Below are 25,820 nucleotides of genomic sequence, written 5' to 3' on the forward strand. Positions count from 1 at the left end.
AGACCGCTCATCACAGGGTTTTCAGCCGCTTGGAGTAGACACCTCGGGCTAAGCCTTACTGATCATCAAAATACCGCTCATGCCAATCCACCAACGGCTGTGGCGAATTGAGCTTCTGCCCGTAGATCACCGAATAAGACAGCACGTTCTGCACATACTGGCGGGTTTCATCGAACGGGATGCTTTCCACCCACACATCGAAACTCAGGTGGTCCGCGCCACGCAGCCACTGGCGCACGCGGCCGGGGCCGGCGTTGTAGGCGGCGGAGGCGAGTACGCGGTTGCCGTTGAACTGGCTGTGCACCTGGCTCAGGTAGGCGGCGCCGAGCTGGATGTTCTTGTCCGGGTCCAGTACTTGGGCCGGGGAGGCCAGTGGGATGCTGAACTTGCGCGCGGTTTCCTTGGCCGTGCCGGGCATCAGTTGCATCAGGCCGCTGGCACCGACGCCGGAGCGGGCGTCGTCCATGAAGGCGCTTTCCTGGCGGGTAATCGCGAACACCCAACTGGAGTGCAGGCCGCGCACCTTGGCTTCACGCACCAGGGTGTCGCGGTGCGCCATCGGGAAACGGATGTCCAGGTCGTCCCAGTACTGCGCCTGGCTGATGGTGCGGATCGCCGGGAAGTACCATTTCATGTCATACGCCAGCTTGGCCTGGGCGACCATCTCGTCACGGTTGAAGTGACGGCTCACGTGGTACCACTCGCGACGGCCATCCACGATCTGACCACGGGCATAGAATTCCAGCGCACGGCGCACGCCAGGGGTGTTGCGCACCTTGTTGACCAGCGCCTGGCTCATCAGCAGCGGCTTGTTCTTCAGTTGGTACGGGGCTTTGGAGCGATCCGCCGCAAGGAAGCCGTAGAAGTCACGCTCTTGCGCCAGGTTCTTGTACAACACCAGCGCTTGCGGGTTTTTTGGCTCGGCCAGTTCCAGGCTGCGGGCCTGCCAGTAGCGCCAGCGGTTGGTGGTCGCCAAGTCCTGTGGGAGTTTGCGGGTCAACTGGTAGGCATCTTCCCAACGTGCCAGGCGCAGCAGCAAGCGCAGGCGCCATTCGGAGACGGTGTTGTCGCGCAACTCGGGATCGTACTTTGTCATCACCTCAAGGGCGCGCGGGTCGTAGCGCTTAGCCAGGGTCAGGCCGATTTCACGGGCGATCGACACTTTTTCGTCACGGGAGAAGTGCATGCTGCTGGCGTAGCCGTCGAGCAGGGCCATGGCCTTGTCCGGATCCTGGCGGGCCAGGCGACGCAAGCCCAGGCCCACGGCGTCAGACATGGCCTCGGTGGCTGGCAGGAAGCGTGATGGGTCACTGAGCATGTCGGGCTTTTGCGCCACGTCCACCATCAGGCGGCCTTGAGCGCCGAGGGTGGGCAAGGTTTTCACCAGGCTGTTGGCGAGTGCGTAGTTGCGCGCTTCGGCGGCGAGCTTGGTGCGGTCCCAGATCTTCTGTTCGGTGAGCTGACCGTCAGCCGCCCATTGGCCGAAGGTGGCATCGCAGGCAGCCGGTTGAGACTTGCCGGTCATCCAGAGCTTTTCGGTGGTCTTGTAGCCTTCGGCTTTCAGGTTGTGGGTGAGCTGGTATTGGCCATGCAGGCAGTCCAGCTCGACGAAATTGAGCTTGGCGTCGTAGTACTTTTCAAAAGTCTGCCAATCGCCGCGGTCGGCCAACCAGCGCAACCAGCGCAGTTTCATCCAGTTGGCCTGGGGCAGGTCACCGTTTTTGGCCAGGAACTGCTCGATTTCCTGGTTGCTCGCGGTTTTCAGGCGCGCCGTCAGTTCGTCGTAGGCCAGGTACGGTGTCAGCGGGTAATCGGCCAGGGCCTGGCTGTATTGCATGTACGGGCCGGTATCGCCCTTGGCCAAGGCGCGTTTGGCTTCATCGTAATATTGACGTTGGGTGGTGAGGTCCACGGCCTGGGCGGATTGAACGGCGGTGGCGGAAAGAAGCAGACAAGATAAAAAGTTGAAAAGGCGACTGCGCATGAGACGTCCGTGCAGAGAAATCACGACTAGCATCGGCACCGCCGACACTGATTGCCCCTAGCTTAGCCTTTTGCCCGACGCAGACGAAAGCTTTGCTGGGCGGTTCGTTCAAGTTCGTTGGAAATGTCCTACAGAACGTGTCGGCAGCGAAAATGCCAGCCGCATCCCACCCCTAACTCAGGTAGAATGCGCGCCCAGTTTTTGGAGAAGCGTATGACCCTGCTCAAATTCAGCGATGTGTCCCTTGCTTTCGGCGCTATGCCGTTGTTGGACAAGGTGTCCTGGCAGATCGCCCGTGGTGAGCGGGTGTGCATCATCGGCCGCAACGGCACCGGCAAATCCAGCATGATGAAGCTGGTCAAAGGCGACCAGAAGCCCGATGACGGCTCCGTATGGCGCGCGCCGGGCCTCAAGATCGGCGAATTGCCGCAAGAATTGCCGGTGGCCGACGGACGGACAGTGTTCGACGTGGTTGCCGAAGGCCTCGACGGCGTCGGCGCACTGCTCGCCGAATACCATCACCTGGCGCAGAACTGCGTCACCGAAGATGACCTGAACAAGCTGATGCACGTTCAGCAAGACCTCGAAGCCCGTGATGGCTGGCGCTTGCAGCAACTGGTCGACAGCACCCTGAGCCGCCTGCAGCTGCCGGCCGACAAGACCCTCGCCGAGTTGTCCGGCGGCTGGCGTCGTCGCGTGCTGCTGGCCCAGGCCTTGGTGTCCGAGCCGGATCTGCTGCTGCTCGACGAACCGACCAACCACTTGGACATTGGCGCGATTGCCTGGCTGGAAGAAGCCCTCAAGGAATTCCAGGGCGCCGTGCTGTTCATCACGCACGACCGTTCCTTCCTGCAGAACCTGGCCACCCGCATTCTTGAACTGGACCGTGGCGGCCTGATCGACTGGAACGGCGACTACGCCAGCTTCCTGGTACACAAGGAAGCCGCGCTGGCTGCCGAAGAAACCGCCAACGCGCTGTTCGACAAAAAGCTGGCCCAGGAAGAAGTCTGGATCCGCCAGGGCATCAAGGCCCGCCGTACCCGTAACGAAGGCCGCGTACGCGCCCTGAAAGCCCTGCGTGTCGAGCGCAGCGAACGCCGCGAGCGCACCGGCAAGGCGAATATCCAGCTGGATACCGCCGACAAGTCGGGCAAGCAAGTGATGGTGCTGGAGAACGTCAGCTTCCATCACCCGGACGGCCCGTTCCTGATCAAGGACTTCTCCATGGTCCTGCAGCGCGGCGACCGTATCGGCCTGTTGGGCGCCAACGGCACCGGCAAGACCACCTTGCTCAAGCTGATGCTCAGCGGTCTGCAGCCGACCAGCGGCACCGTGGAAGAAGGCACGCGCATTGACGTGGCCTACTTTGACCAGTTGCGCCACCAGCTGGACCTGGAAAAAACCGTGATCGACAACGTTGCCGAAGGCCGCGACTTTATCGATATCGACGGCCAGAGCCGCCACGTCCTCAGCTACCTGGGCGACTTCCTGTTCAGCCCGCAGCGTGCACGTACGCCGGTGAAAGCCTTGTCCGGTGGTGAGCGTGCGCGCCTACTGCTGGCCAAGCTGTTCAGCAAGCCGGCCAACCTGCTGGTGCTCGACGAACCGACCAACGACCTCGACGTGGAAACCCTCGAGCTGTTGGAAGAAGTGCTGTTGACCTTCAATGGCACTGTGCTGATGGTCAGCCACGACCGGGCATTCCTCGACAACGTGGTCACCAGCACCCTGGTCTTCGAAGGCGAAGGCAAGGTGCGTGAATACGTCGGTGGTTACCAGGACTGGCTGCGCCAGGGCGGCTCGCCGCGCCTGCTGGGCGTGACCGAGAGCAAGTCCGGCAAGGCCGACTTGAACTCGGCGGTGGTGACCCCGGTGGCCGCTGCTGCGCCTGTCCAAGAAGTTGCGCCTTCGGCCAAAAAGAAGCTCAGCTACAAGCTGCAGCGCGAGCTGGAAGCCTTGCCGGGTGATATCGACGCCAAGGAACAGCAGATTGCCGCTGTAGAAGCGGACATGGCTGACGCGGGTTTCTACCTGCGTCCGGCGGCAGAAACCGCCAAGGTCATCGCTTCCCTGGAGAAACTGAACCAGGAGCTGGAAGTGCTGGTTGAGCGTTGGGCGGAGTTGGATGCCTGATTGACCCGCCAGCCATAAAAAAGCCCGGCCTCACTGATGTGAGTGCCGGGCTTTTCGTATCGGTTTACTTGGCGTCTTTGACCAGCTTCACCGCCAGCACATCGCACGGCGCACCGTGTAGCACATCATTGGCGGTGGAACCGAGCAGCAACGCCAGCCCGTGACGGCCATGGCTGCCGACCACGATCAGGTCGCAACCCTTTTCCTTGGCCAGATGGTGGATTTCCTGGCGCGGTTGGCCGTAGGTGAGGTGGCAGTCTTCCTTTTTCAAATGCGGGTATTTGAGAATCAAGCGGTCAAGGCGCTCTTTGGCCTGGTCAAACTGCTGTTGCTGCAACTGGGAAAGGTCCATCGGCACGTCACCGCCAAAGGCCATGGCCATGGGCTCGACGATATGCACCAGCGACAGTATGGCGCCATTGGCCAATGCAGACTCCTGCGCGCGCTTGATCACTGGATCGCACTCTTCGGTCAGATCAACAGCGACCAGAATATGTTGGTAGGGCATGAGGCGTTCCTCCAAGGGACTGCAATAAGTTCAGTATGGCTGCTTTCAAGCGGATGGGGTTGCGTCAGGTCAAATCCGCTCATCTAGAAATTCGGGAGTACACATATGACGGTCTGGATAGTGGTGTCAATCCTTGTGGTGGTTCTGAGCCCTCTGGCATGGCTGCGCCCGTCGCGCCATCAGAGCGGGCGCATGGCCCTGCGCATGGAGGCACGCCGCATCGGCCTGGCCATGCAGTTGTCGCCCCAGGAATGGCCGCATTGGCTCAAGCAAGAGCCGCCGAGCCCGTGCGCGCAGTATTGCCGGCCACGGCGCGGCAGCACGCCGGCGATCTGGAGTTACTGGCAGCTGGAGCCCGGGGTCTGGGTCAATCAGTGGCGCGAAGTGTGCGTCGATGAAAAGTTGTTGCCGCATTTTGCGACGCTGCCGGACAACGTCTACAAGGTCGAAGCCGACAAGCAGATGATCGCCTTGTATTGGGGAGAGAAGGGCGAGGCGAGCGTGCTGAAGGCTATCGATACGCTGCTCAGAGCCCTGGCCTGAATTGCAGGCAATAAAAAGCCCGACATCATCATCGGGCTGGAGTTGGCCAGGCAGGCCGGTAATTCTGGTGTTTCGCGCGTCGGATGTTCACCCAGACGCTTTACGGTTGCGGCTAGCCTAGCCGCATATCCCGTCCTGTACAGTCTTTTTCCATATCTTTTGCATTATTGATTTCGTGAATAGTTGAATATTGACGAGTCGCGGGCTTAGGGTTGGGGTTCTGAAATGACTGGAAAGTCGCGTTTTTCCTAGCCTTTCGAGCGATTGACAATTGCCCGGAATTGGATGAAGGTGGCGTACCCAAATCAAACGGGCGTATGAATTGAGCGTTTGTCTGTCAGACGACTCATACAGAATCCCGACTATCGCATTGGCGGGTGTGCCTGGCGGATTGGCATGAGCATTGACGCAACTGTCAGTGTCCAACCAGAGGCCAGCGTCCAGTGTGTACTGTTCAGCTTCCATATCGTGGAGATCAGTTGATGATTTACGAAGGTAAAGCCATCACGGTTAAGGCTCTTGAAAGTGGCATCGTCGAACTGAAGTTCGACCTCAAGGGTGAGTCCGTCAACAAGTTCAACCGTCTAACCCTGAATGAATTGCGTCAGGCCGTAGACACCATCAAAGCAGATGCTTCGGTCAAGGGCGTGATCGTTTCCAGCGGCAAGGACGTGTTTATCGTCGGCGCTGACATCACCGAATTCGTCGACAACTTCAAGCTGCCCGATGCCGAGCTGGTGGCTGGCAACCTCGAAGCCAACAAGATTTTCAGCGATTTTGAAGACCTCAACGTACCGACCGTCGCCGCGATCAACGGCATCGCGTTGGGCGGCGGCCTGGAAATGTGCCTGGCGGCAGACTTCCGCGTCATGTCGGCCACGGCCAAGATCGGCCTGCCTGAAGTCAAGCTGGGCATCTACCCAGGTTTCGGCGGCACCGTACGCCTGCCGCGCCTGATAGGTGCCGACAACGCCATCGAGTGGATTGCCGCTGGCAAGGAAAACCGTGCTGAAGACGCGCTGAAAGTCGGTGCCGTCGACGCTGTGGTTGCCCCGGAAAAACTGGCCGAAGCCGCACTGAACCTGATCAAGGGCGCCATCAGCGGCGAATTTGACTACAAGGCCAAGCGTCAGCCGAAGCTGGAAAAACTCAAGCTCAACGCCATCGAACAAATGATGTCGTTCGAAACCGCCAAAGGTTTCGTGGCTGGCCAGGCCGGCCCGAACTACCCGGCACCGGTTGAAGCGATCAAGACCATCCAGAAAGCCGCGAACTTCGGTCGCGACAAAGCCCTGGAAGTGGAAGCGGCAGGTTTCGTCAAACTGGCGAAAACCTCTGCAGCCCAGAGCCTGATCGGCCTGTTCCTGAACGACCAGGAACTGAAGAAAAAAGCCAAGGCCTACGACGAAATCGCCAAGGACGTGAAACAGGCAGCCGTACTCGGCGCCGGTATCATGGGCGGCGGTATCGCCTATCAGTCGGCGTCCAAAGGCACGCCGATCCTGATGAAAGACATCAACGAGCACGGCATCGAGCAAGGCCTGGCGGAAGCCGCCAAGCTGCTGGTCGGCCGCGTGGATAAAGGTCGCATGACCGCCGCGAAGATGGCTGAAGTGCTTAACGGCATTCGTCCTACGCTGTCCTACGGCGATTTCGGCCACGTCGACCTGGTGGTCGAAGCCGTTGTCGAGAACCCGAAGGTCAAGCAAGCCGTTCTGGCCGAAGTGGAAGCACAGGTTAAAGACGACACCATCCTGGCGTCCAACACCTCGACCATTTCCATCTCGCTGCTGGCCAAGGCCCTCAAGCGTCCGGAAAACTTCGTCGGCATGCACTTCTTCAACCCGGTGCACATGATGCCGCTGGTGGAAGTGATCCGTGGCGAGAAGTCCAGCGAGCTGGCGGTTGCCACCACCGTTGCCTACGCCAAGAAAATGGGCAAGAACCCGATCGTGGTCAACGACTGCCCGGGCTTCCTGGTCAACCGCGTGTTGTTCCCGTACTTCGGTGGTTTCGCCAAGTTGGTCAGCGCCGGTGTGGACTTCGTGCGCATCGACAAAGTGATGGAAAAATTCGGCTGGCCAATGGGCCCGGCGTACCTGATGGACGTGGTCGGCATCGACACCGGCCACCACGGTCGCGACGTCATGGCTGAAGGCTTCCCGGACCGCATGAAAGACGACCGCCGTTCGGCGATCGACGCGCTGTACGAGGCCAAGCGCCTGGGCCAGAAGAACGGCAAGGGTTTCTACGCCTACGAGGCCGACAAGAAGGGCAAGCAGAAGAAAGTGGCCGACCCGTCGGTGCATGAAGTGCTGGCTCCGGTCATCTACGAACAGCGTGAGGTGTCGGACGAAGACATCATCAACTGGATGATGATCGCCCTGTGCCTGGAAACCGTGCGTTGCCTGGAAGACGGCATCGTCGAGACCGCCGCCGAAGCCGATATGGGCCTGGTGTACGGTATTGGTTTCCCTCCATTCCGTGGTGGTGCACTGCGTTACATCGACTCGATCGGTGTGGCCGAGTTCGTTGCCCTGGCTGATCAATACGCTGATTTGGGCCCGCTGTACCACCCGACCGCGAAGCTGCGTGAAATGGCCAAGAACGGCCAGCGCTTCTTCGGTTAAGTGCCCAGACGACTAGAGCGAGAATATTTATGAGCTTGAATCCAAGAGACGTCGTGATCGTCGACTTCGGTCGTACGCCGATGGGCCGCTCCAAGGGCGGCATGCACCGCAACACCCGTGCCGAAGATATGTCGGCACACCTGATCAGCAAACTGCTGGAACGCAACGTCAAGGTCGACCCGAACGAAGTCGAAGACGTGATCTGGGGCTGCGTCAACCAGACCCTGGAGCAGGGCTGGAACATTGCGCGCATGGCGTCGCTGATGACCCAGATCCCGCACACCGCCGCCGGCCAGACTGTGAGCCGCCTGTGCGGTTCGTCGATGAGCGCGCTGCACACTGCCGCCCAGGCGATCATGACCGGCAACGGTGATGTGTTCGTGGTCGGTGGCGTGGAGCATATGGGCCACGTCAGCATGATGCATGGCGTTGACCCTAACCCGCACATGTCGCTGTACGCGGCAAAAGCCTCGGGCATGATGGGCCTGACCGCGGAAATGCTCGGCAAAATGCACGGTATTACCCGCGAAGCCCAGGACGCGTTCGGCCTGCGTTCCCACCAGCTCGCCCACAAGGCGACCGTGGAAGGCAAGTTCAAGGATGAAATCATCCCGATGAACGGTTATGACGAGAACGGTTTCCTGAAACTGTTCGACTACGACGAAACCATTCGTCCGGACACCACCCTGGAAAGCCTGGCGGCGCTCAAGCCGGCGTTCAATCCAAAGGGCGGCACCGTGACTGCCGGTACTTCGTCGCAAATCACCGACGGTGCCTCGTGCATGATCGTGATGTCGGCGCAGCGTGCCCAGGACCTGGGCATCCAACCGCTGGCCGTGATCCGTTCGATGGCCGTGGCGGGTGTGGACCCGGCAATCATGGGCTATGGTCCAGTACCGGCCACACAAAAAGCCTTGAAGCGCGCGGGCCTGACCATCAACGACATCGACTTCTTCGAGCTCAACGAAGCTTTCGCCGCACAGGCCCTGCCTGTGCTGAAAGATTTGAAAGTACTCGACAAGATGAATGAGAAGGTTAACCTGCACGGCGGCGCGATTGCCCTGGGCCACCCATTCGGTTGCTCCGGTGCGCGTATCTCCGGCACTTTGCTTAACGTGATGAAGCAAAATGGCGGCAACCTTGGGGTTGCAACCATGTGCATTGGTCTCGGCCAAGGCATTTCCACCGTCTTCGAACGCGTCTAAGCGTTGGGTTGACGGAAGCCGGGGCCCAGTGCCCCGGTTTTTGTTTTTGGGTGGTTTTGTATTTTTTTTTTTAACAAATTTTGTAAGAGGGCCAGAGCATGAAAGTCGAACCAGGGCTCTACCAGCATTATAAAGGTCCGCAGTACCGTGTTTTCAGTGTGGCGCGCCACTCCGAGACCGAAGAAGAAGTGGTGTTCTACCAAGCACTGTATGGCGATTACGGCTTTTGGGTGCGCCCGTTGAGCATGTTTGTGGAGACCGTCGAAGTTGACGGCGAGCAGGTCCCGCGCTTTGCTTTGGTCCAGGCCGAACCCAGTCTTTTTTCAGGGCAATAACGGCAGGTCGCGCAGAATGCTGCGCTTGACCTCACCTTGTTGCCACTATATATAGCGTTGCCGCGACAGGCGCCAACTGCCTTTCACTTCTCGAATTCAGGAATTTTCCGATCCATGGGCAAATCGCTGGTCATTGTGGAATCCCCGGCTAAGGCCAAGACCATCAACAAGTACTTGGGCAACGAGTACGTGGTGAAGTCGAGTATCGGCCATATCCGAGACCTGCCCACCAGCGGTTCGGCTAGCGCCAGCAAGGAGCCAGCCGCCAAGCGCGGCAAGGCGGCTGCGGGCGAAGGTCCGGTGCTCACCCCTAAAGAGAAAGCGCGCAAGCAGCTGGTCTCGCGCATGGGTGTGGACCCGGATCATGGCTGGAAGGCCAAGTACGAAATCCTTCCAGGCAAGGAAAAGGTCATCGAAGAGCTGCGCCGGCTCGCCAAGGATGCTGACACCATCTATCTCGCGACGGACTTGGACCGCGAAGGGGAAGCCATTGCCTGGCACCTGCGGGAAGCCATCGGCGGTGATGACAGCCGCTACAAGCGCGTGGTGTTCAATGAAATCACCAAGAAAGCCATCCAGGAAGCCTTCTCCAAGCCGGGCGAACTGGACATCGACCGTGTCAACGCCCAGCAGGCCCGCCGTTTCCTCGACCGCGTCGTGGGCTACATGGTCTCGCCACTGCTGTGGGCCAAGATCGCCCGTGGCCTGTCCGCTGGTCGTGTGCAATCGGTTGCCGTGAAGCTGGTGGTGGAGCGTGAACGCGAGATCCGTGCGTTCATCCCCGAAGAATACTGGGAAGTCCACGCCGACTTGGGCACCGCCAAGGGCGCCAACGTGCGCTTCGAAGTAGCCCGCGAGAAAGGCGAGGCCTTCAAGCCGCTGAACGAAGCCCAGGCCATGGCCGCGCTGGAAAAGCTCAAGTCTTCCAGCTACAGCATCGTCAAGCGTGAAGACAAACCGACCAGCAGCAAGCCGTCGGCTCCGTTTATCACGTCCACCCTGCAACAGGCCGCGAGTAACCGCCTGGGCTTTGGTGTGAAGAAAACCATGATGATGGCCCAGCGCTTGTACGAAGCCGGCTACATCACTTATATGCGTACCGACTCGACCAACCTGTCGCAAGATGCGGTGGCGATGGCGCGTACTTACATTGAAGAAGAGTTCGGCAAGAAGTACCTGCCGGAGAAGCCGAACGTCTACAGCAGCAAGGAAGGCGCACAAGAGGCTCACGAAGCGATCCGTCCTTCCGACGCCAACACCACGCCCGCCAAGCTGAGCGGCATGGAGCGCGACGCTGAGCGCCTCTACGAGCTGATCTGGCGCCAGTTCCTGGCTTGCCAGATGCTGCCAGCGCAATACCTGTCCACCACCGTGACGGTGGCGGCTTCCGACTTCGAGCTGCGTGCCAAGGGCCGTATCCTCAAGTTCGACGGCTATACCCGTGTGATGCCGCAAATCGCCAAGCCTGGCGATGACGACGTGCTGCCGGACATGGCCCAGGGCGACACGTTGAAGCTGATCAAGCTCGACCCGTCGCAGCACTTCACCAAGCCGCCGGCGCGTTATTCGGAAGCCAGCCTGGTAAAAGAGATGGAGAAACGCGGCATCGGTCGTCCTTCGACCTACGCGGCGATCATCTCGACCATTCAGGACCGTGGCTACGTTGCGCTGCACAACCGTCGTTTCTACTCGGAAAAGATGGGCGACATCGTGACTGAGCGCCTGTCCGAGAGCTTCTCCAACCTGATGGACTACGGCTTTACCGCCGGTATGGAAGAGAACCTCGATGACGTGGCCCAGGGCGAACGCGACTGGAAAAACGTGCTGGACGAGTTCTACGGCGACTTCAAGAAGAAACTCGAAGTAGCCGAAAGCCCTGAAAACGGCATGCGCGCCAACCAGCCGGTGATGACCGACATCCCGTGCCAGACCTGCGGTCGGCCGATGCAGATTCGTACGGCGTCCACCGGCGTGTTCCTCGGTTGCTCGGGCTACAGCCTGCCGCCGAAAGAGCGCTGCAAGGCCACCGTCAACCTGGTGCCGGGTGATGAAATCGCTGCCGATGACGAGGGTGAGTCCGAGTCGCTGGTCCTGCGTGGCAAGCACCGTTGCCCGATCTGCAGCACGGCGATGGACGCCTACTTGCTGGACGAGAAGCACAAGCTGCACATCTGCGGTAACAACCCGGATTGCAACGGCTACGAGATTGAAGAGGGCACCTATCGCATCAAGGGCTACGAAGGTCCGAGCCTGGAATGCGACAAGTGCGGCAGCGAGATGCAGCTCAAGACCGGCCGTTTCGGCAAGTTCTTCGGTTGCACCAACCCGACCTGCAAGAACACCCGCAAACTGCTGAAAAGCGGTGACGCGGCGCCGCCGAAGATGGACCCGGTGAAGATGCCGGAACTCAAGTGCGAGAAGGTCAACGACACCTACATCCTGCGTGACGGCGCTTCGGGGTTGTTCCTGGCGGCCAGCCAGTTCCCGAAAAACCGCGAGACCCGTGCACCGCTGGTGCTGGAGATCGTGCCGCACAAGGATGAGATCGATCCGAAGTACCACTTCCTGTGTGAAGCGCCGAAGAAGGACCCGGATGGTCGACCAGCCGTGATCCGCTACAGCCGCAAGACCAAGGAGCAGTACGTGCAGACCGAAGTGGACGGTAAGCCTACCGGCTGGAAAGCGTTCTACGACGGCGGCAAGTGGAAGGTCGAGGACAAGCGCCAGGGCGCTTGATCGACTAATCTGCCAATGACAAAGGCCGCCTGCACAGGCGGCCTTTTTTTGCCCTTGCGGTGCACTCGGCCGATCCGTGACACTGTTCAGCCAGCATCATGCTTATTCGTTGTGGAGATTGCCGTCATGGCCAACGAACTCTATACCCGTACCAATCAGAAAATTTACTTCGCGGGTTTATCCCTGGAAGCCCTTGGCCGCGCCGAGGAAGGGAAAGAGATGAATGCCATCGCGCTGGTCCAGGCGGGGCGTGAAGCGGCGTTGTTCCATCTGTACGGTGCCTTGCTGGGCCTGTGCCATGAGATCGCCGGGTTTTACCGCCTGCCTCAAGCCGGCTCGCCCCGTGCAGAAATGATCATGAATCGCGAAGTGCTGGACTCGATGGCCATTCCTGAGCTGGCCGAACTGGTGGAAATGGCTCAAAGCCCGGACAGTTGGGTGGCGCGTTTGCTCAAGGCGCATGCGGATATGTTCCAGCCACCGCGTATTCCGCATGTGCCCAAAGGGGATATGACCCAGCCGCTGATCGTGGCGGTCGCGCTGGAAGAGGAAGAACCCAAGCCGTTAAGCCGGGAAGAGCTGGAAGGCTGGCGCCAGGAGCTGAAAAAGATGGCGCTGCGTTTTCGTGAAGGTCTCAACGAGTGTTGAGCATCCTGTAGGCGACCATTCATCAAGCTGTCAAGAAACCTGTTCAGATCCTCTGCGGGGCTGGGTGGATGACTGATATAATCCCGGCCTTTCGTGGAGAACAGACTTTTATGCCAACGTCCTTTCTGGAAATTGTTGAGTTGCCTGACGGCCGAATCGAGCTGCGCCGGGCTGAGGACGAGGGTTCTCTGGTTATCTTGGATTTTTCCGAGGATGCCAAACAGTTCCTGCAGGGCCAGCACGTGGAAGTGGCTAAAGCCATGTTGAGCGTGGGTGTGCAGATGGCCGGTCGATTGGCAGAAGGCGAGCCGGAGAAAGACGAGGGGCCGCGGGTTCTTCACTGACTGACGGTGATCGTTGTAGTGAGCGGGCTTGCCCCGCGCTGGGTGGCGAAGCCGCCCCAACAAGGCCGCTGCGGTATTTCAGAAACACCGAGGTGTTTGAATTTGGGGCGGCTTCGCCACCCAGCGCGGGGCAAGCCCGCTCACTACAAAAGCCGTTTAGCCCAATCGAATGTTCAAGCTCTGCGCATCCCCCGTGCGCGCGGCACTGATCAACTGTTGCTTGGCGCTGACACTCAGTGGGTTCAACCAGCTCACCACCGTATGGCTGCGACCCAGTCGAAGTGCTTCACAGGTCAACTGCTGGGCGCTTTGTGCGCCACGCGGTTGCAGCAACAGAATGCGCTCGCGGTTGAGGCCGGCATCCCGCAGCCAGGCCTGGGTCAGGCTGGCGGGCGGGGCGATCAGCGTCAGCCAGCGGGCGTCCTGCTCTTCGCTCAGATCACGCAGGATCGGCGCGAGCAGGCTCAGGCAACTCCCCGCTGCACCGCGCAACGACAATTCACTGAACGCCTCAGGTTCGGCACCCCAGGGCGCCTCGACCGTTTCCTTGAGGATAGGCGCAAGGGGTTGGGCCATGAAGGCCTCGAACAGCGACAGTTGTGTGTGTTGTGGGGTGTGGACGAGTTGCATGATGCCTCCTCTAGCGGCGAATGACGCCGACGCTCAAGCCTTCGATCACCAGGTCCTGGTCTTTCAGGTTCACTTCAATCGGGGCGAACTCAGGGTTCTCGGCCAGGAGCCAGACCTTGCTGCCTTCGCGCTTGAAGCGTTTGACGGTGACTTCATCGCCGATGCGGGCGACGACGATCTGGCCATTACGGGCTTCGCGGGTGGTGTGGACGGCCAGCAGGTCGCCATCGAAGATGCCCACGTCCTTCATGCTCATGCCGTGGACCCGCAACAGGTAGTCGGCGCGAGGATGGAAGAAGGTCGGGTTGATGTTGCAGGATTCCTCGACGTGCTGCTGCGCCAGGATCGGCGCGCCGGCGGCGACACGGCCGATGATCGGCAGGGTCGATTCGTCGGCCTTGGCTTCGAAGCCAGGGATTCGAATACCGCGCGAGGCACCGGGGGTCATCTCGATCGCGCCTTTGCGAGCGAGGGCCTTGAGGTGTTCTTCAGCGGCGTTGGGGGACTTGAACCCCAGTTCCAGCGCAATTTCCGCTCGTGTCGGCGGGTAGCCGTTGTCATCGAGGCAGCGCTTGATAAAAGCCAGAATCTCAGCTTGGCGTGGCGTCAGTTTTAGCATGTTGATCGCTCTGTCTTTTTATACAGTGACTGGGATTATATACAGTGAACTACGCTTGGCAATCATCCTTTTCTGCCCCTCCGCTGGACGGTCATCGGGCATGCTTCCCACAAGCCAGGGATAGCGCTGCCTACAGACCGGTATGGATGTGATTAAATAGCGATGAAATGTATGACTGCCCGGCCGGAAAGCGAACCCGCAGGCTTGACAAGACACACCCTGAAACGTATGTTTCAAACAAGTGTTTGTCAGGCGGAGTAGCCATGGCCCAGTCGGAAACCGTTGAACGCATTCTCGATGCTGCCGAGCAATTGTTCGCGGAAAAAGGATTTGCTGAAACTTCATTGCGGCTGATTACCAGCAAGGCTGGCGTCAACCTCGCCGCAGTGAACTATCATTTCGGCTCGAAAAAGGCCCTGATCCAGGCGGTGTTCTCACGCTTCCTGGGGCCGTTCTGCGCGAGCCTCGACCGTGAGCTGGAGCGTCGCCAGGCCAAAGCTGACCATAAGCCGACCCTGGAAGAGCTGCTGGAAATCCTCGTTGAGCAAGCCCTGGTGGTTCAGCCTCGCAGTGGCAATGATTTGTCGATCTTCATGCGCCTGTTGGGCCTGGCCTTCAGTCAGAGCCAGGGGCACCTGCGCCGTTACCTCGAAGACATGTACGGCAAGGTATTTCGTCGCTATATGTTGCTGGTTAACGAGGCCGCTCCGCGTATTCCGCCGATCGAGCTGTTCTGGCGTGTGCACTTCATGCTCGGTGCCGCTGCGTTCAGCATGTCTGGGATCAAAGCGTTGCGGGCCATTGCCGAGACTGATTTCGGCGTCAACACCTCCATTGAGCAGGTCATGCGCCTGATGGTGCCGTTCCTGGCCGCCGGCATGCGCGCCGAAACCGGCGTGACCGACGCCGCCATGGCCGCCGCCCAATTGCGCCCACGCAGCAAGTCCGCGCCAGCCCCCGCCAAGGTTTGACCGCGCCGGGTGGGCGCGGTCGCTTGCATCCGCTAAGCTAGCGGCCCATGCCGAATACAGCTATTGACTCATAACCCGTTGTGCTCACTGTGCCTGGTGAGGGCAACGGGTTGTGTGCGTTATTTAAGGAAGGTTTATGACTGCTGCCCTGCAAGGTTCTTTGATGGTCGACGTGGCCGGCACCTGGCTGACGGCCGAGGACCGCCACCTGCTGCGCCAGCCTGAAGTGGGCGGCCTGATCATTTTCGCGCGCAATATCGAGCATCCGCGCCAAGTGCGGGAATTGAGCGCCGCGATTCGCGCCGTGCGCCCGGACCTGTTGCTGGCCGTCGACCAGGAAGGCGGCCGCGTACAGCGCCTGCGCCAGGGATTTGTGCGCCTGCCGGCCATGCGTGCATTGGCGGACAACCCCAACGCCGAGTATTTGGCCGAGCAGTGCGGCTGGATCATGGCGACAGAAGTGTTGGCCGTTGGCCTGGACCTGAGCTTCGCCCCGGTGCTGGACCTGGACTACCAACGCAGCGCCGTGGTCGGAACCCGTTCCTTCGAAGGTGACCCGGAGCGTGCCGCCGTGTTGGCCGGTGCATTTATCCGTGGCATGAACAGCGCCGGCATGGCCGCCACCGGTAAGCACTTCCCTGGTCACGGTTGGGCTGAGGCCGATTCCCACGTCGCCATTCCCAATGATGAACGCAGTCTTGAGCAGATTCGTGCGAATGACCTGGTGCCTTTCGCACGCTTGAGCAAGCAACTCGCGGCGGTGATGCCCGCGCACGTGATCTATCCGCAGGTCGACGCCCAGCCAGCCGGGTTTTCGCGACGCTGGTTGCAGGACATCCTGCGTGGTGAGTTGCAGTTCGATGGCGTGATTTTCAGTGATGACCTGTCCATGGCCGGTGCCCATGTGGTGGGCGACGCGGCCAGCCGTATCGAAGCGGCGCTGACGGCGGGTTGTGACATGGGGTTGGTGTGCAATGATCGCGCGGCTGCAGAACTGGCGTTGACCGCCGCCCAGCGTATGAAGGTCAAGCCATCGGCCCGAATCGCACGGATGCGCGGCCAGGCGATTGCGTCGACGGACTACAAGCAGGATCCGCGCTGGCTGAAAGCCCTCACTGCCTTGCGCGATGCGCAGTTGATCTAGCGCTTTTCCTGTTTGTTGGGCAACGGCGCAAACAGCGCTTCGATATCCTCGTTGCCCAACTGCCAATCCCCAGTAGTACGCCCATCCAGCACGCCCGCTGCCAGGTCGGACTTTTCCTTCTGCAGGTGCTGGATTTTCTCTTCCACCGTGCCCCGGGCAATCATCTTGTAGACGAACACCGGCTTCTCCTGACCAATGCGATAGGCACGGTCGGTGGCCTGGTTTTCCGTGGCCGGGTTCCACCAAGGATCGTAGTGGATCACCGTATCGGCCTCGGTCAGGTTCAGGCCCACGCCCCCGGCCTTCAAGCTGATCAGAAAAATCTGCAGCTTGCCGCTCTGGAAGTCTTTCACCGGTGTGCGCCGATCCCGGGTCTGGCCGGTGAGCAGTGCGTAGGCCACGCCACGTTTTTTCAGCTCGACTTCGATCAGGCTCAACATTGAGGTGAATTGGGAAAACAGCAGGATCCGCCGACCTTCCTCAAACAGTTCCTCAAGCATCTCCATCAAGCTATCCAGCTTGCCGGAGCTGCTGCCACGGGCGGGCAGGGTCGCGTCGTTGACCAGTCGCAAGTCGCAACAAACCTGGCGCAACTTCAGCAGCGCCTCAAGAATGATGATCTGGCTGCGCGCCACGCCTTTGCGGGTGATCTCGTCGCGGACTTTCTTGTCCATGGCCAGGCGCATGGTTTCGTACACGTCGCGCTGGGCTTCATTGAGGTCGACCCAGTGGATGATCTCGGTCTTGGGTGGCAATTCTGTCGCCACCTGTTCCTTGGTGCGGCGCAGCAGGAAAGGTTTGATCCGACCGTTGAGGTGCTGCAATCGTACATCGCTGGCGCGCTTTTCGATGGGCACGCGGTAATCGCGGTTGAAGCTTTTCACGTCACCGAGCCAGCCCGGCAGCAGGAAGTGAAACAACGACCACAGCTCGCCCAGGTGGTTTTCCAGCGGCGTACCACTGAGGCACAGGCGCTGGCGTGCGTTCAGCTCACGCGCCGCTTGGGCCGCCTTGCTGGACGGGTTCTTGATGTACTGGGCTTCATCGAGGATCAGCACATGCAAGGGCAGGGCGGCGAGTTGTTCTATGTCCTTGGGCAGCAGCGCATAGGTGGTCAGCAGCAGGTCATAGTCCTGCAGGTTGGCGAAATGTTTCTTGCGCCCTGCGCCATACAGCGCCAGCACCTTGAGTTGCGGTGTGAAGTGCGCCGCCTCATCCAGCCAGTTGGGAATCAGGCTGGTGGGCATCACCACCATGCACGGCCGATCCAGGCGACCCGCGGCCTTCTCGGTGAGGATATGCGCCAGGGTCTGTAGGGTTTTGCCCAGGCCCATGTCATCCGCAAGTATGCCGCCGACATCCAGCTGACGCAGCGACTGCATCCAGCTCAAGCCTTCTAGTTGGTAAGGGCGCAAGGTCGCGTTCAGCCCTTCAGGCGCTACGCAGGTAAAGTCCTTGATATCCCGCAGGCGCTGGGCAAAATTGCGGATTTTCTCGCCACCTTCCCATTGCAGCGGCAAGTCTTCCAGTGGGTTGAGCCGGATCGCATCGGCCTTGGCCATGCGCAGCGTGGTGGTGCCGGCTTCCTGTAGGTAAAACTCACCGAGGGTCGCCAGCACCGGTTTCAATCGACCGTAGGGCAGCGCAACTTGTATCGGGCCATGACCATTGGGCAGGCCTGGGATATTCACCAGGATCAGCTCATCATCGCGGCGCCGCGCCAGCTTCTCCGGGTTGAGTATCTCGGTGTGGGAGCGCATCAGGTTCAGCAGGATCGGCAACAGGCTCAGTCGCTCGCCATTGACGATGATCCCCAGCTCCAGATCGAACCAATCACGCTCCGGACCTTCATCAACGGTGGCATACCAGTCATCGACGGCGCTGAGGTCGAAGCCGAAATCATCGTCGATCAGCAGTTCCCAGCCCTCGGCCCGCAGTGTCGGCGTGGCATTGAGCGTGAAGGTGAGCCAGGCACTGTCATTGACCATCTCGAACAGCTCGCCGGCGCTTTCCGGCAGGGCCTTGCTCTGGCGTGTGGCGATCTTGAAGCCCAGCAGGCGCAGTTGTTCGCGATACGGTTGCTCAAGCTCCGGATGCCGCTTGATCCGCAGGCTCTGGGTATCCTGGCGCACGATGATGTCAGCGTTTTTCTGCCCACTGACGTAGTTACCCAGGTAGTTGAACGACAGCGCCGCCCGGTGCTGGATATAGCGCTGCATCTTGCCGTTGCGCGGTTCGAAGGCGCTGAATTCGACACTGGCCATCCACAGGCGCGGTACCGGCACCACGTCTTCCATCACCACTTGCGGCAGCACCGCACGGTTTTCCAGCACGGCCTGGAGTTTTTCCAGAAGCTCTGCATCCTGTGCGGCGGCGGGGTAGGCCAGGGTTTCCTGGACCTTGAGCAATACCGCGGCGATGTGTTTGCAGTTGGTGTGCACCGGGCAGGTACAGCGGCTGTCCACCAGGATCAAGGTACCCTTGGCCGATTCACGCAGCGAGATGGTCTGGCGATACACATTGCTGCCTGAGCCTTCGCAACTGGCGACGATGGTGCTGTCGCCGCACTCGACGATGCGCACCCGGTTTTCCAGGGCATAACGTCGCCCGCGCTCAAGGCTCTGCTCTTTAAAGCGATTGGCCCACGAAGGGGCCAGGGGTTTGGTCAGCGACGACGTGAGGGACATGGTGCTGGATCAGTCCTGGATGTCGGGCGGGGGCGCGCTGGGGGGCTTGGCGGTCAGCGAGGTGATCTTGATCAGCAGCGCCAGGTGGCCGCCGTCCAGGTAGTTCAGTTGGTTGTTTTTGGTGCGCACGTCGGTCTGGCTCAGGTGCTCGCTGGCGATCACGCTGCCGTTGGCGTCGAATTGGTTGATCCAGAAGTTCGCATCGATATCGGTGAAACGCCCCAGTTGCAGGCTCAACACGCCCTCGATCGGAAACTGGCCGAATTGCTCCGAACCGTCGGTGATCGCGACCTTGACCGGCTGCTCGCCCAGGTTCTGTTCCCACGCCTTATGCAGCAGCACCGTGTAGGTAGAGTCGGCACGCAGCTTGTCGACAATGTTGGACAGGCGCGGCGGGCTCAGTCTGTCGCCCAGGCGCGCCGCTCCGGCATCCCAGTTTTCCGGGGCGGCGCGGCTGTTGATCACCGGCTCGGCGTTCTGGCGCACCAGGATCATTTCCACCTGGTACGGGCTGTCGGCGAACGCCGCAGGGGCCACGACCACCAACAACAGGCACAACATGCGGAACAGGCGCATTGGGGCGTCCTTCAAGCAGATTTCGGGATGAGGCGCTCGAACAACGCCTCCAAGGTATTAAAGCGTTCTTCGGCACGCTCCATCGGCACCATGAACTTGAACAGCGTAGCCCCTTCGAACTTGTAGCGGTTGGGCTGGCCCTGGATCAGTTTGATCAGCACTAGAGGGTCTACCGGCGTCTGCGCTTCGAATTCGATGCGTCCACCCTGCGGCCCGGCGTCGACCTTCTTGATGCCCAACTGTTCGGCCTGCAACTTGAGCAGGGTCAGGCGCACCAGGTTCTTGGTCGGTTCCGGTAACAGGCCGAAGCGGTCGATCATCTCGACCTGCAGGTCTTTAAGGCCTTCTTCATCGGTGGCCGAGGCGATGCGTTTGTACAGAATCAGCCGCGCGTGCACGTCTGGCAGGTAATCTTCGGGAATCAACGCCGGCAAGCGCAGGTTGATCTCCGGACCACCGCCCAACGGTTGATCGAGGTTCGGCTGCTCGCCCTTGCGGATCGCTTTTACGGCGCGCTCAAGCATCTCCATATACAGCGTGAAACCCACTGCCTGGATCTGCCCGCTCTGGCCGTCGCCCAGCAGTTCGCCGGCGCCGCGGATTTCCAGGTCGTTGGTGGCCAGCACAAAACCGGCGCCCAGGTCCTGGGTGTTGGCGATGGCTTCCAGGCGCTTCTCTGCGTCGGAAGTGATCTGTTGGCGCGGCGGCGTGAGCAAATAGGCATACGCCTGGTGGTGACTGCGTCCGACGCGGCCACGCAGCTGGTGCAATTGCGCCAGGCCGAACTTGTCGGCGCGCTCGATGATGATGGTGTTGGCGCTCGGCACGTCGATGCCGGTCTCGATGATGGTCGAGGCGATCAGCACGTTGAAGCGCTTGTGGTAGAAGTCGCTCATCACCTGTTCGAGTTCGCGCTCGCGCATCTGCCCGTGGCCGATGGCGATACGTGCCTCCGGCACCAGCTCGGCGAGGTCGGCGGCGCATTTCTCGATGGTCTTTACGTCGTTGTGCAGGTAATACACCTGCCCGCCGCGCAGCAGCTCGCGCAGCAGTGCTTCCTTGACCGTGCTTTTGTTCTGCTCCATCACGAAGGTGCGCACCGACAAGCGGCGCGCCGGCGGTGTGGCGATGATCGACAGGTCGCGCATGCCCGACACCGCCATATTCAATGTACGCGGAATTGGCGTGGCGGTGAGGGTGAGAATGTCGACTTCGCTGCGCAGGGCCTTGAGCTGTTCTTTCTGGCGCACGCCGAAGCGGTGTTCTTCGTCGATGATCACCAGGCCCAGGTTCTTGATCTTCACATCATCCGACAGCAGCTTGTGGGTGCCGATCACGATGTCGATCTTGCCTTCAGCCAGGTCGGCGACGGCGGCATTCACTTCCTTGGCCGACTTGAAGCGGCTCATCACTTCCACGGTCACCGGCCAATCGGCAAAGCGGTCGCGGAAGCTGTTGTAGTGCTGCTGGGCGAGCAGGGTGGTGGGCACCAGGATTGCCACCTGGCGGCCGCCGTGCACGGCGATGAAGGCGGCGCGCATGGCCACTTCGGTCTTGCCGAAGCCCACGTCGCCGCAGACCAGGCGGTCCATGGGCTTGGGCGCGAGCATGTCGGCGCGTACCGCTTCGATGGTGGTTTGCTGGTCCGGGGTTTCTTCGAAGGCGAAGCCGGCGCTGAAGGTGGCGTAGTCGGCTTTCGGGTCGGCAAACGCGTAACCTTCGCGGGCGGCGCGGCGGGCATAGATGTCGAGCAATTCGGCGGCGACGTCGCGCACCTGCTCGGCGGCCTTGCGCTTGGCTTTCTGCCAGGTCTCGGAGCCCAGGCGATGCAAGGGCGCCAGGGCGTCATCGCTGCCGGTGTAGCGCGCGATCAAATGCAGGCTGGCCACTGGCACATAGAGCTTGGCGCCCTCGGCGTATTCCATGGTGAGGAATTCGGCGGCCTGGTTGTCGATCTCCAGGGTCTGCAAGCCCAGGTAGCGGCCGACGCCGTGGTCGATGTGCACCACCGGCGCGCCTTCGCGCAGTTCGGTGAGGTTCTTGATCACCGCGTCGTTGTTGGCGTCGGCGCGTTTTTCGCGGCGGCGACGTTGCATCACGCGCTGGCCGAACAACGGGCTCTCGGCGATCAGCGCCAGGGCCGGATCATCCAGCAAAAGGCCTTCGTCCAGCGGGGCGATGGTGATCGCCAGGCGTTCTTTGCTTTTGACAAAGTCCGGCCAACTATCGACGGTTTTCGGTCGCAGCTTCAAGCGTTCCAGCAGTTCCAGCAGCACTTCGCGACGGCCGGCGGATTCAGCGGTAAACAGCACGCGGCCGGGGAAGTCGCCGAGGAAATTGGACAGCGCTTCCAGCGGTTGCGTGGCTTTTGCCTGGATCGCCAGGTCCGGCAGTGTGCCCGCCGGGAAGCGTTCGCGGCCGACGCCGGTTTCCACATCCTGCTGGCTGGCGACCACGCGCGGCCAGCTTTTCAGGCGCGCGAAGCAGTCTTCCACCGGCAGGAACAGTTCGGCGGGCGGCAATAAAGGGCGGGACGGGTCGACGCGGCGCTCTTCATAGCGGTTGCGCACGTCGTTCCAGAAGTTTTCCGCCGCCTGTTCGATGCCTGGCAGCGAGAACACCTGGGTGTCCTGGGGCAGGTAATCGAAGAGGGTGGAGGTCTCGTCGAAAAACAACGGCAGGTAGTATTCGATACCGGCCGGGGTGATTCCGCTGCTCAGGTCCTGGAAAATCGGGCAGCGGCGGAAGTCCACGTCGAAGCGTTCACGGAAGCGCGCCTTGAAGCGCGTGACCGCGTCTTTCTGCAGCGGGAATTCCCGTGCGGGCAGCAGCTTGACCGATTCGACTTTATCGATGGAGCGTTGGTTTTCCGGATCGAAGGTGCGCAGGGTCTCGATTTCGTCATCGAACAGGTCGATGCGATAGGGCAATTTGCTGCCCATCGGGAACAGGTCGATCAGCGCGCCACGCACCGCGAACTCACCGTGCTCGTACACCGTGTCGACGCAGCGATAGCCGCTGGCTTCCAGGCGCGTGCGCATTTGTTCGACGTCCAGCTTCTGGCCGATATCCAGCACCAGGCTGCTGCCCAGCAGGAACTTGGTCGGCGCCAGGCGATGCAAGGCCGTGGTGATCGGCACCACCAGCACGCCGTGGGCCAGTTCCGGCAAGCGGTACAGGCTGGCGATGCGCTGGGAGATGATGTCCTGGTGCGGCGAGAACAGATCGTAGGGCAGGGTTTCCCAGTCTGGGAAATGCAGCACCGGCAAATCGGGGGCGAAGAAGCTCAGCTCCTGCTCCAGCCGTTCGGCGCTTTGGCTGTCGGCGGTGAGCAGCAGGGTAAAGCGTTTGGCTGCGCTGGCAGCCTCGGCGATGGCCAGGCTCAGGGCGGCACCGGGCAGGTTGCCCCAGTGCTGTTTGCCTGCCGCAGCAGGGAGTAGCGGTAGACGCAGGACGGGCACGGAAGGTTGAGCTCCAAGCGTTGCGACAAAGTCGGTAATTGTAACGGTGCGGGGCGCCGTCTGTCAGTTGCTGACTGAGCCTATTACGGTTTGTAGGAAATGTAGTGGCTAAGACAAACAATGGCGGGTTTTGACTCAATATGTAGTGCCAAAATGTACGCGTTTTTCGGAGGGTTACGGACAAGTTGTTCCGCGCCTGCCATTAGTGGCCTTCTGGAACCCGCGTATTTACTGGGCTGTAGCGGGGTGTCAATTTTTCGCAAGGACTTTTTGTTGCCGGACGCGCATTGCTCCGGGGGCAGTCGGGCGGCATAATGTAGCCCCTTTTTTCAGCCCCTACATGTGGAAGGTTCCCGTGACTCAGAAGCCCGACCAGTGTCTTGGTGAATGGATCGACCGTGAAGCACTCGCAGAAGCGATGATCCCGCTTATCGGTCAGCTGTACCGCAATAACAATGTGGTGAGCTCGATCTATGGCCGCAGCCTGATCAACCAGTCCGTCATCGCGATTCTCAAAGCCCACCGCTTTGCGCGTCACCGTTCCGCCGACGACAGCGAACTCTCCGTCCACGAAACATTCCCACTGCTTAAAGCCATGAGCGAGCTCAAGCTCGGCGCGGCTTCGGTAGACCTGGGCAAGCTGGCCTACAAATTCCGCAAGGAAGGTGCCGGCCGTACCGCCGAGCAGTTCGTGCGTGAAGAAATGGCCGATGTGGTTGGCCAGCAAAACGCCGCTGCCCGCAAAGGTACCGACGTGGTGCTGTACGGCTTCGGTCGTATCGGCCGCCTGCTGGCACGCATCCTGATCGAAAAAACCGGTGGCGGCGACGGCCTGCGCCTGCGTGCCATCGTCGTGCGCAAAGGCGCCGAGAACGACCTGACCAAGCGCGCCAGCCTGCTGCGTCGCGATTCGGTACACGGTCCGTTCAACGGCACCATCGTCATCGACGAAGAAAACAACACCATCACCGCCAACGGTAACCTGATCCAGGTGATCTACGCGAAAAACCCGTCCGAGGTGGATTACACCCAGTACGGCATCAAGGACGCCCTGCTGGTGGACAACACCGGCGTATGGCGTGACGCCGAAGGCCTGGGCCAGCACCTGGCTTGCCCGGGTGTGGATCGCGTTGTCCTGACCGCGCCTGGCAAAGGCAAGCTGAAGAACATCGTTCACGGCATCAACCACAGCGAAATCACCGCTGACGACAAGATCGTGTCCGCTGCTTCCTGCACCACCAACGCCATCGTGCCCGTGCTGAAGGCGGTGAATGACAAGTTCGGCATCGTCAACGGCCACGTCGAGACCGTTCACTCGTACACCAACGACCAGAACCTGATCGACAACTTCCACAAGGGCGATCGCCGTGGCCGTAGCGCCGCGTTGAACATGGTGATCACCGAGACCGGCGCTGCCACTGCTGCTGCCAAGGCCCTGCCTGAGCTGGCCGGCAAGCTGACCGGCAACGCGATCCGCGTGCCGACGCCCAACGTGTCGATGGCCATTCTCAACCTGAACCTTGAGAAAGCCGCCACCCGTGAAGAGATGAACGAGTACCTGCGCTACATGGCGCTGCACTCCGATCTGCATAAGCAAATCGACTTCGTCAACTCGCAGGAAGTGGTCTCCACCGACTTCGTGGGCTCGCGCCACGCCGGTGTGGTGGACGCGGAAGCGACCATTACCCAGGACAACCGCGTTGTCTTGTACGTGTGGTACGACAACGAGTTCGGCTACAGCTGCCAGGTGGTTCGCGTGATGGAAGACATGGCTGGGGTCAACCCGCCTGCGTTTCCGCGCTAAGTATCAGCCGTAAATGAAAAAGCCCCGACTGGTTCGGGGCTTTTTCGTATTTGCTTTTTTGCAAGGGGGGGATTGTTGTGGCGAGGGAGCTTGCTCCCGCTCGGGTGCGTAGCGCCCGCATGCTTTTTGGGGCCGCTTCGCAGCCCAGCGGGAGCAAGCTCCCTCGCCACAAAACGCTCGCTCCTATAGGAGGAGTCTGTCGCGCAAACTGTCGGACAACCCTTTGGGCGCTAGCCAAATGCCCAGGTAAGCCCGCGCTAGCTCGTCATCACGACTGCTGAACACCACCTGCCCATTGATCTCCAGGTTCAAACCACGTCCCGGACGAAAGTCCAGGGCATACCGATCACCGCTGCGGATATCGCGAAAGCTGGCGTGTAGTTTGTCTATTTCGGGTTTGAGGCGGGCGTTGGTCTGCTGGCGCTCCAGCGTGGCAGTGGCGGCTTTGATCACATCATTGCGGTCGATGTCGCGAAAGTAATACAGCGTCAGGCGCAGCGCTTTTTGTTGCGCCCAGGCCTGCTTGGCGCTCACGTCGGACGGGGCATACAGTGCAGCCGCGTAAACATCCGCCCAGAGATAGGTGAGCACCGCCTGGTTTTTCAAGGTCAATTGCTGGGACTGCACCGGAAAGTCGGCCTGTTTCAGCCGATCCGCCTCATTGGCCTGCACCGTGATCGACAGCATCAGTAATAAACAGAAAGCGACATGCCGCATAATGGTCAGTCCTGCAAAGGGGCTTGCTGGCAGTGTAATTGCAATTTCCTGATGGTGTAGTAAAGGCAAGACTGGCCTACGACGCGACCAAGGGTTAATGTTCGCGGCGTTGAGCCTTATATAGACTGTGCCCCGGTTCACACAC

Annotated in this window: 19 protein-coding genes; 11 read left to right on the forward strand and 8 right to left on the reverse strand. The window is 60.4% G+C overall.

Annotation, left to right across the window (positions count from 1 at the left end):
• Nucleotides 1–55 precede the first annotated feature (55 nt).
• A complete protein-coding gene (locus tag OZ428_RS09415) occupies nucleotides 56–1,984 on the reverse strand; it encodes a transglycosylase SLT domain-containing protein (RefSeq protein WP_269133194.1) in 1,929 nt (642 codons plus the stop codon).
• A gap of 213 nt (nucleotides 1,985–2,197) precedes the next feature.
• Here OZ428_RS09415 and OZ428_RS09420 point away from each other — a divergent pair, with 213 nt between their 5' ends.
• Nucleotides 2,198–4,117: an ATP-binding cassette domain-containing protein gene (locus tag OZ428_RS09420; RefSeq protein ID WP_269133195.1), complete on the forward strand. Its 1,920-nt coding sequence runs from the start codon at nucleotides 2,198–2,200 to the stop codon at nucleotides 4,115–4,117.
• 64 nt (nucleotides 4,118–4,181) lie between these two features.
• On the opposite strand, the gene OZ428_RS09425 is transcribed toward OZ428_RS09420, so the two are convergent.
• On the reverse strand, nucleotides 4,182–4,625 hold the full coding sequence (locus tag OZ428_RS09425; RefSeq protein WP_033902582.1) for a universal stress protein: 444 nt from the start codon (nucleotides 4,623–4,625) through the stop codon (nucleotides 4,182–4,184).
• A 105-nt stretch (nucleotides 4,626–4,730) separates the two neighbouring features.
• On the opposite strand from OZ428_RS09425, the gene OZ428_RS09430 reads away from it, so the two are divergent.
• The 7 genes from OZ428_RS09430 to OZ428_RS09460 all read left to right on the forward strand — a co-directional run bounded on the left by OZ428_RS09430 (nucleotide 4,731) and on the right by OZ428_RS09460 (nucleotide 13,066).
• Entirely contained in the window at nucleotides 4,731–5,168 is a 438-nt protein-coding gene (locus OZ428_RS09430) for a hypothetical protein (protein WP_126570039.1), read from the forward strand.
• Between the two features lie 482 nt (nucleotides 5,169–5,650).
• Nucleotides 5,651–7,798 carry a fatty acid oxidation complex subunit alpha FadB gene (gene fadB / locus OZ428_RS09435; protein WP_095015132.1) on the forward strand — a complete coding sequence of 716 codons (2,148 nt, stop codon included), beginning with the start codon at nucleotides 5,651–5,653 and terminating at the stop codon, nucleotides 7,796–7,798.
• A gap of 29 nt (nucleotides 7,799–7,827) precedes the next feature.
• Nucleotides 7,828–9,003, forward strand: coding sequence for an acetyl-CoA C-acyltransferase FadA (gene fadA / locus OZ428_RS09440; protein ID WP_016975260.1), 1,176 nt, complete (start codon nucleotides 7,828–7,830; stop codon nucleotides 9,001–9,003).
• Nucleotides 9,004–9,101: 98 nt separating this feature from the next.
• The gene (locus OZ428_RS09445) at nucleotides 9,102–9,338 is read left to right on the forward strand and encodes a DUF1653 domain-containing protein (protein WP_028619417.1); all 237 of its coding nucleotides are present in this window, start codon (nucleotides 9,102–9,104) and stop codon (nucleotides 9,336–9,338) included.
• Nucleotides 9,339–9,452: 114 nt separating this feature from the next.
• Nucleotides 9,453–12,074, forward strand: a complete 2,622-nt coding sequence (gene topA / locus OZ428_RS09450) for a type I DNA topoisomerase (RefSeq protein WP_269133196.1) — start codon at nucleotides 9,453–9,455, stop codon at nucleotides 12,072–12,074.
• A 126-nt stretch (nucleotides 12,075–12,200) separates the two neighbouring features.
• A complete protein-coding gene (locus tag OZ428_RS09455; protein WP_269133197.1) occupies nucleotides 12,201–12,722 on the forward strand; it encodes a DUF6586 family protein in 522 nt (173 codons plus the stop codon).
• A gap of 110 nt (nucleotides 12,723–12,832) precedes the next feature.
• Nucleotides 12,833–13,066: a hypothetical protein gene (locus OZ428_RS09460; protein ID WP_016975264.1), complete on the forward strand. Its 234-nt coding sequence runs from the start codon at nucleotides 12,833–12,835 to the stop codon at nucleotides 13,064–13,066.
• Nucleotides 13,067–13,222: 156 nt separating this feature from the next.
• Here the strand turns inward: OZ428_RS09460 and sulA are convergent, their stop codons facing one another.
• Complete coding sequence (gene sulA / locus OZ428_RS09465; RefSeq protein ID WP_028619419.1) at nucleotides 13,223–13,696, reverse strand: SOS-induced cell division inhibitor SulA; 474 nt, start codon at nucleotides 13,694–13,696, stop codon at nucleotides 13,223–13,225.
• A gap of 10 nt (nucleotides 13,697–13,706) precedes the next feature.
• On the reverse strand, nucleotides 13,707–14,315 hold the full coding sequence (lexA, locus tag OZ428_RS09470; protein WP_003172575.1) for a transcriptional repressor LexA: 609 nt from the start codon (nucleotides 14,313–14,315) through the stop codon (nucleotides 13,707–13,709).
• A gap of 263 nt (nucleotides 14,316–14,578) precedes the next feature.
• On the opposite strand from lexA, the gene OZ428_RS09475 reads away from it, so the two are divergent.
• Nucleotides 14,579–15,286, forward strand: coding sequence for a TetR/AcrR family transcriptional regulator (locus OZ428_RS09475; RefSeq protein WP_033902576.1), 708 nt, complete (start codon nucleotides 14,579–14,581; stop codon nucleotides 15,284–15,286).
• 136 nt (nucleotides 15,287–15,422) lie between these two features.
• A complete protein-coding gene (gene nagZ / locus OZ428_RS09480) occupies nucleotides 15,423–16,430 on the forward strand; it encodes a beta-N-acetylhexosaminidase (RefSeq protein ID WP_269133198.1) in 1,008 nt (335 codons plus the stop codon).
• Here the strand turns inward: nagZ and OZ428_RS09485 are convergent.
• Genes OZ428_RS09485 through mfd form a run of 3 tightly spaced genes read right to left on the reverse strand, consistent with a single transcriptional unit; the run spans nucleotide 16,427 to nucleotide 23,154 of the window.
• The gene (locus OZ428_RS09485; RefSeq protein WP_269133199.1) at nucleotides 16,427–19,117 is read right to left on the reverse strand and encodes a DEAD/DEAH box helicase; all 2,691 of its coding nucleotides are present in this window, start codon (nucleotides 19,115–19,117) and stop codon (nucleotides 16,427–16,429) included. The genes nagZ and OZ428_RS09485 overlap by 4 nt on opposite strands.
• A 9-nt stretch (nucleotides 19,118–19,126) precedes the next feature.
• Nucleotides 19,127–19,693 (reverse strand): CsiV family protein, encoded by a 567-nt coding sequence (locus OZ428_RS09490; protein ID WP_269133200.1) that lies wholly within the window; start codon nucleotides 19,691–19,693, stop codon nucleotides 19,127–19,129.
• Between the two features lie 11 nt (nucleotides 19,694–19,704).
• Nucleotides 19,705–23,154 carry a transcription-repair coupling factor gene (mfd, locus tag OZ428_RS09495; protein WP_269133201.1) on the reverse strand — a complete coding sequence of 1,150 codons (3,450 nt, stop codon included), beginning with the start codon at nucleotides 23,152–23,154 and terminating at the stop codon, nucleotides 19,705–19,707.
• Nucleotides 23,155–23,494: 340 nt separating this feature from the next.
• Between mfd and OZ428_RS09500 the strand changes: the two genes are divergently transcribed.
• A complete protein-coding gene (locus OZ428_RS09500) occupies nucleotides 23,495–24,958 on the forward strand; it encodes a glyceraldehyde-3-phosphate dehydrogenase (RefSeq protein ID WP_269133202.1) in 1,464 nt (487 codons plus the stop codon).
• Nucleotides 24,959–25,141: 183 nt separating this feature from the next.
• On the opposite strand, the gene OZ428_RS09505 is transcribed toward OZ428_RS09500, so the two are convergent.
• Nucleotides 25,142–25,675: a chalcone isomerase family protein gene (locus OZ428_RS09505; RefSeq protein ID WP_269133203.1), complete on the reverse strand. Its 534-nt coding sequence runs from the start codon at nucleotides 25,673–25,675 to the stop codon at nucleotides 25,142–25,144.
• Nucleotides 25,676–25,820: the final 145 nt, after the last annotated feature.

Origin of the sequence: Pseudomonas sp. GXZC (assembly GCF_026967615.1) — a bacterium.
Lineage (GTDB): Bacteria > Pseudomonadota > Gammaproteobacteria > Pseudomonadales > Pseudomonadaceae > Aquipseudomonas > Aquipseudomonas azotoformans_A.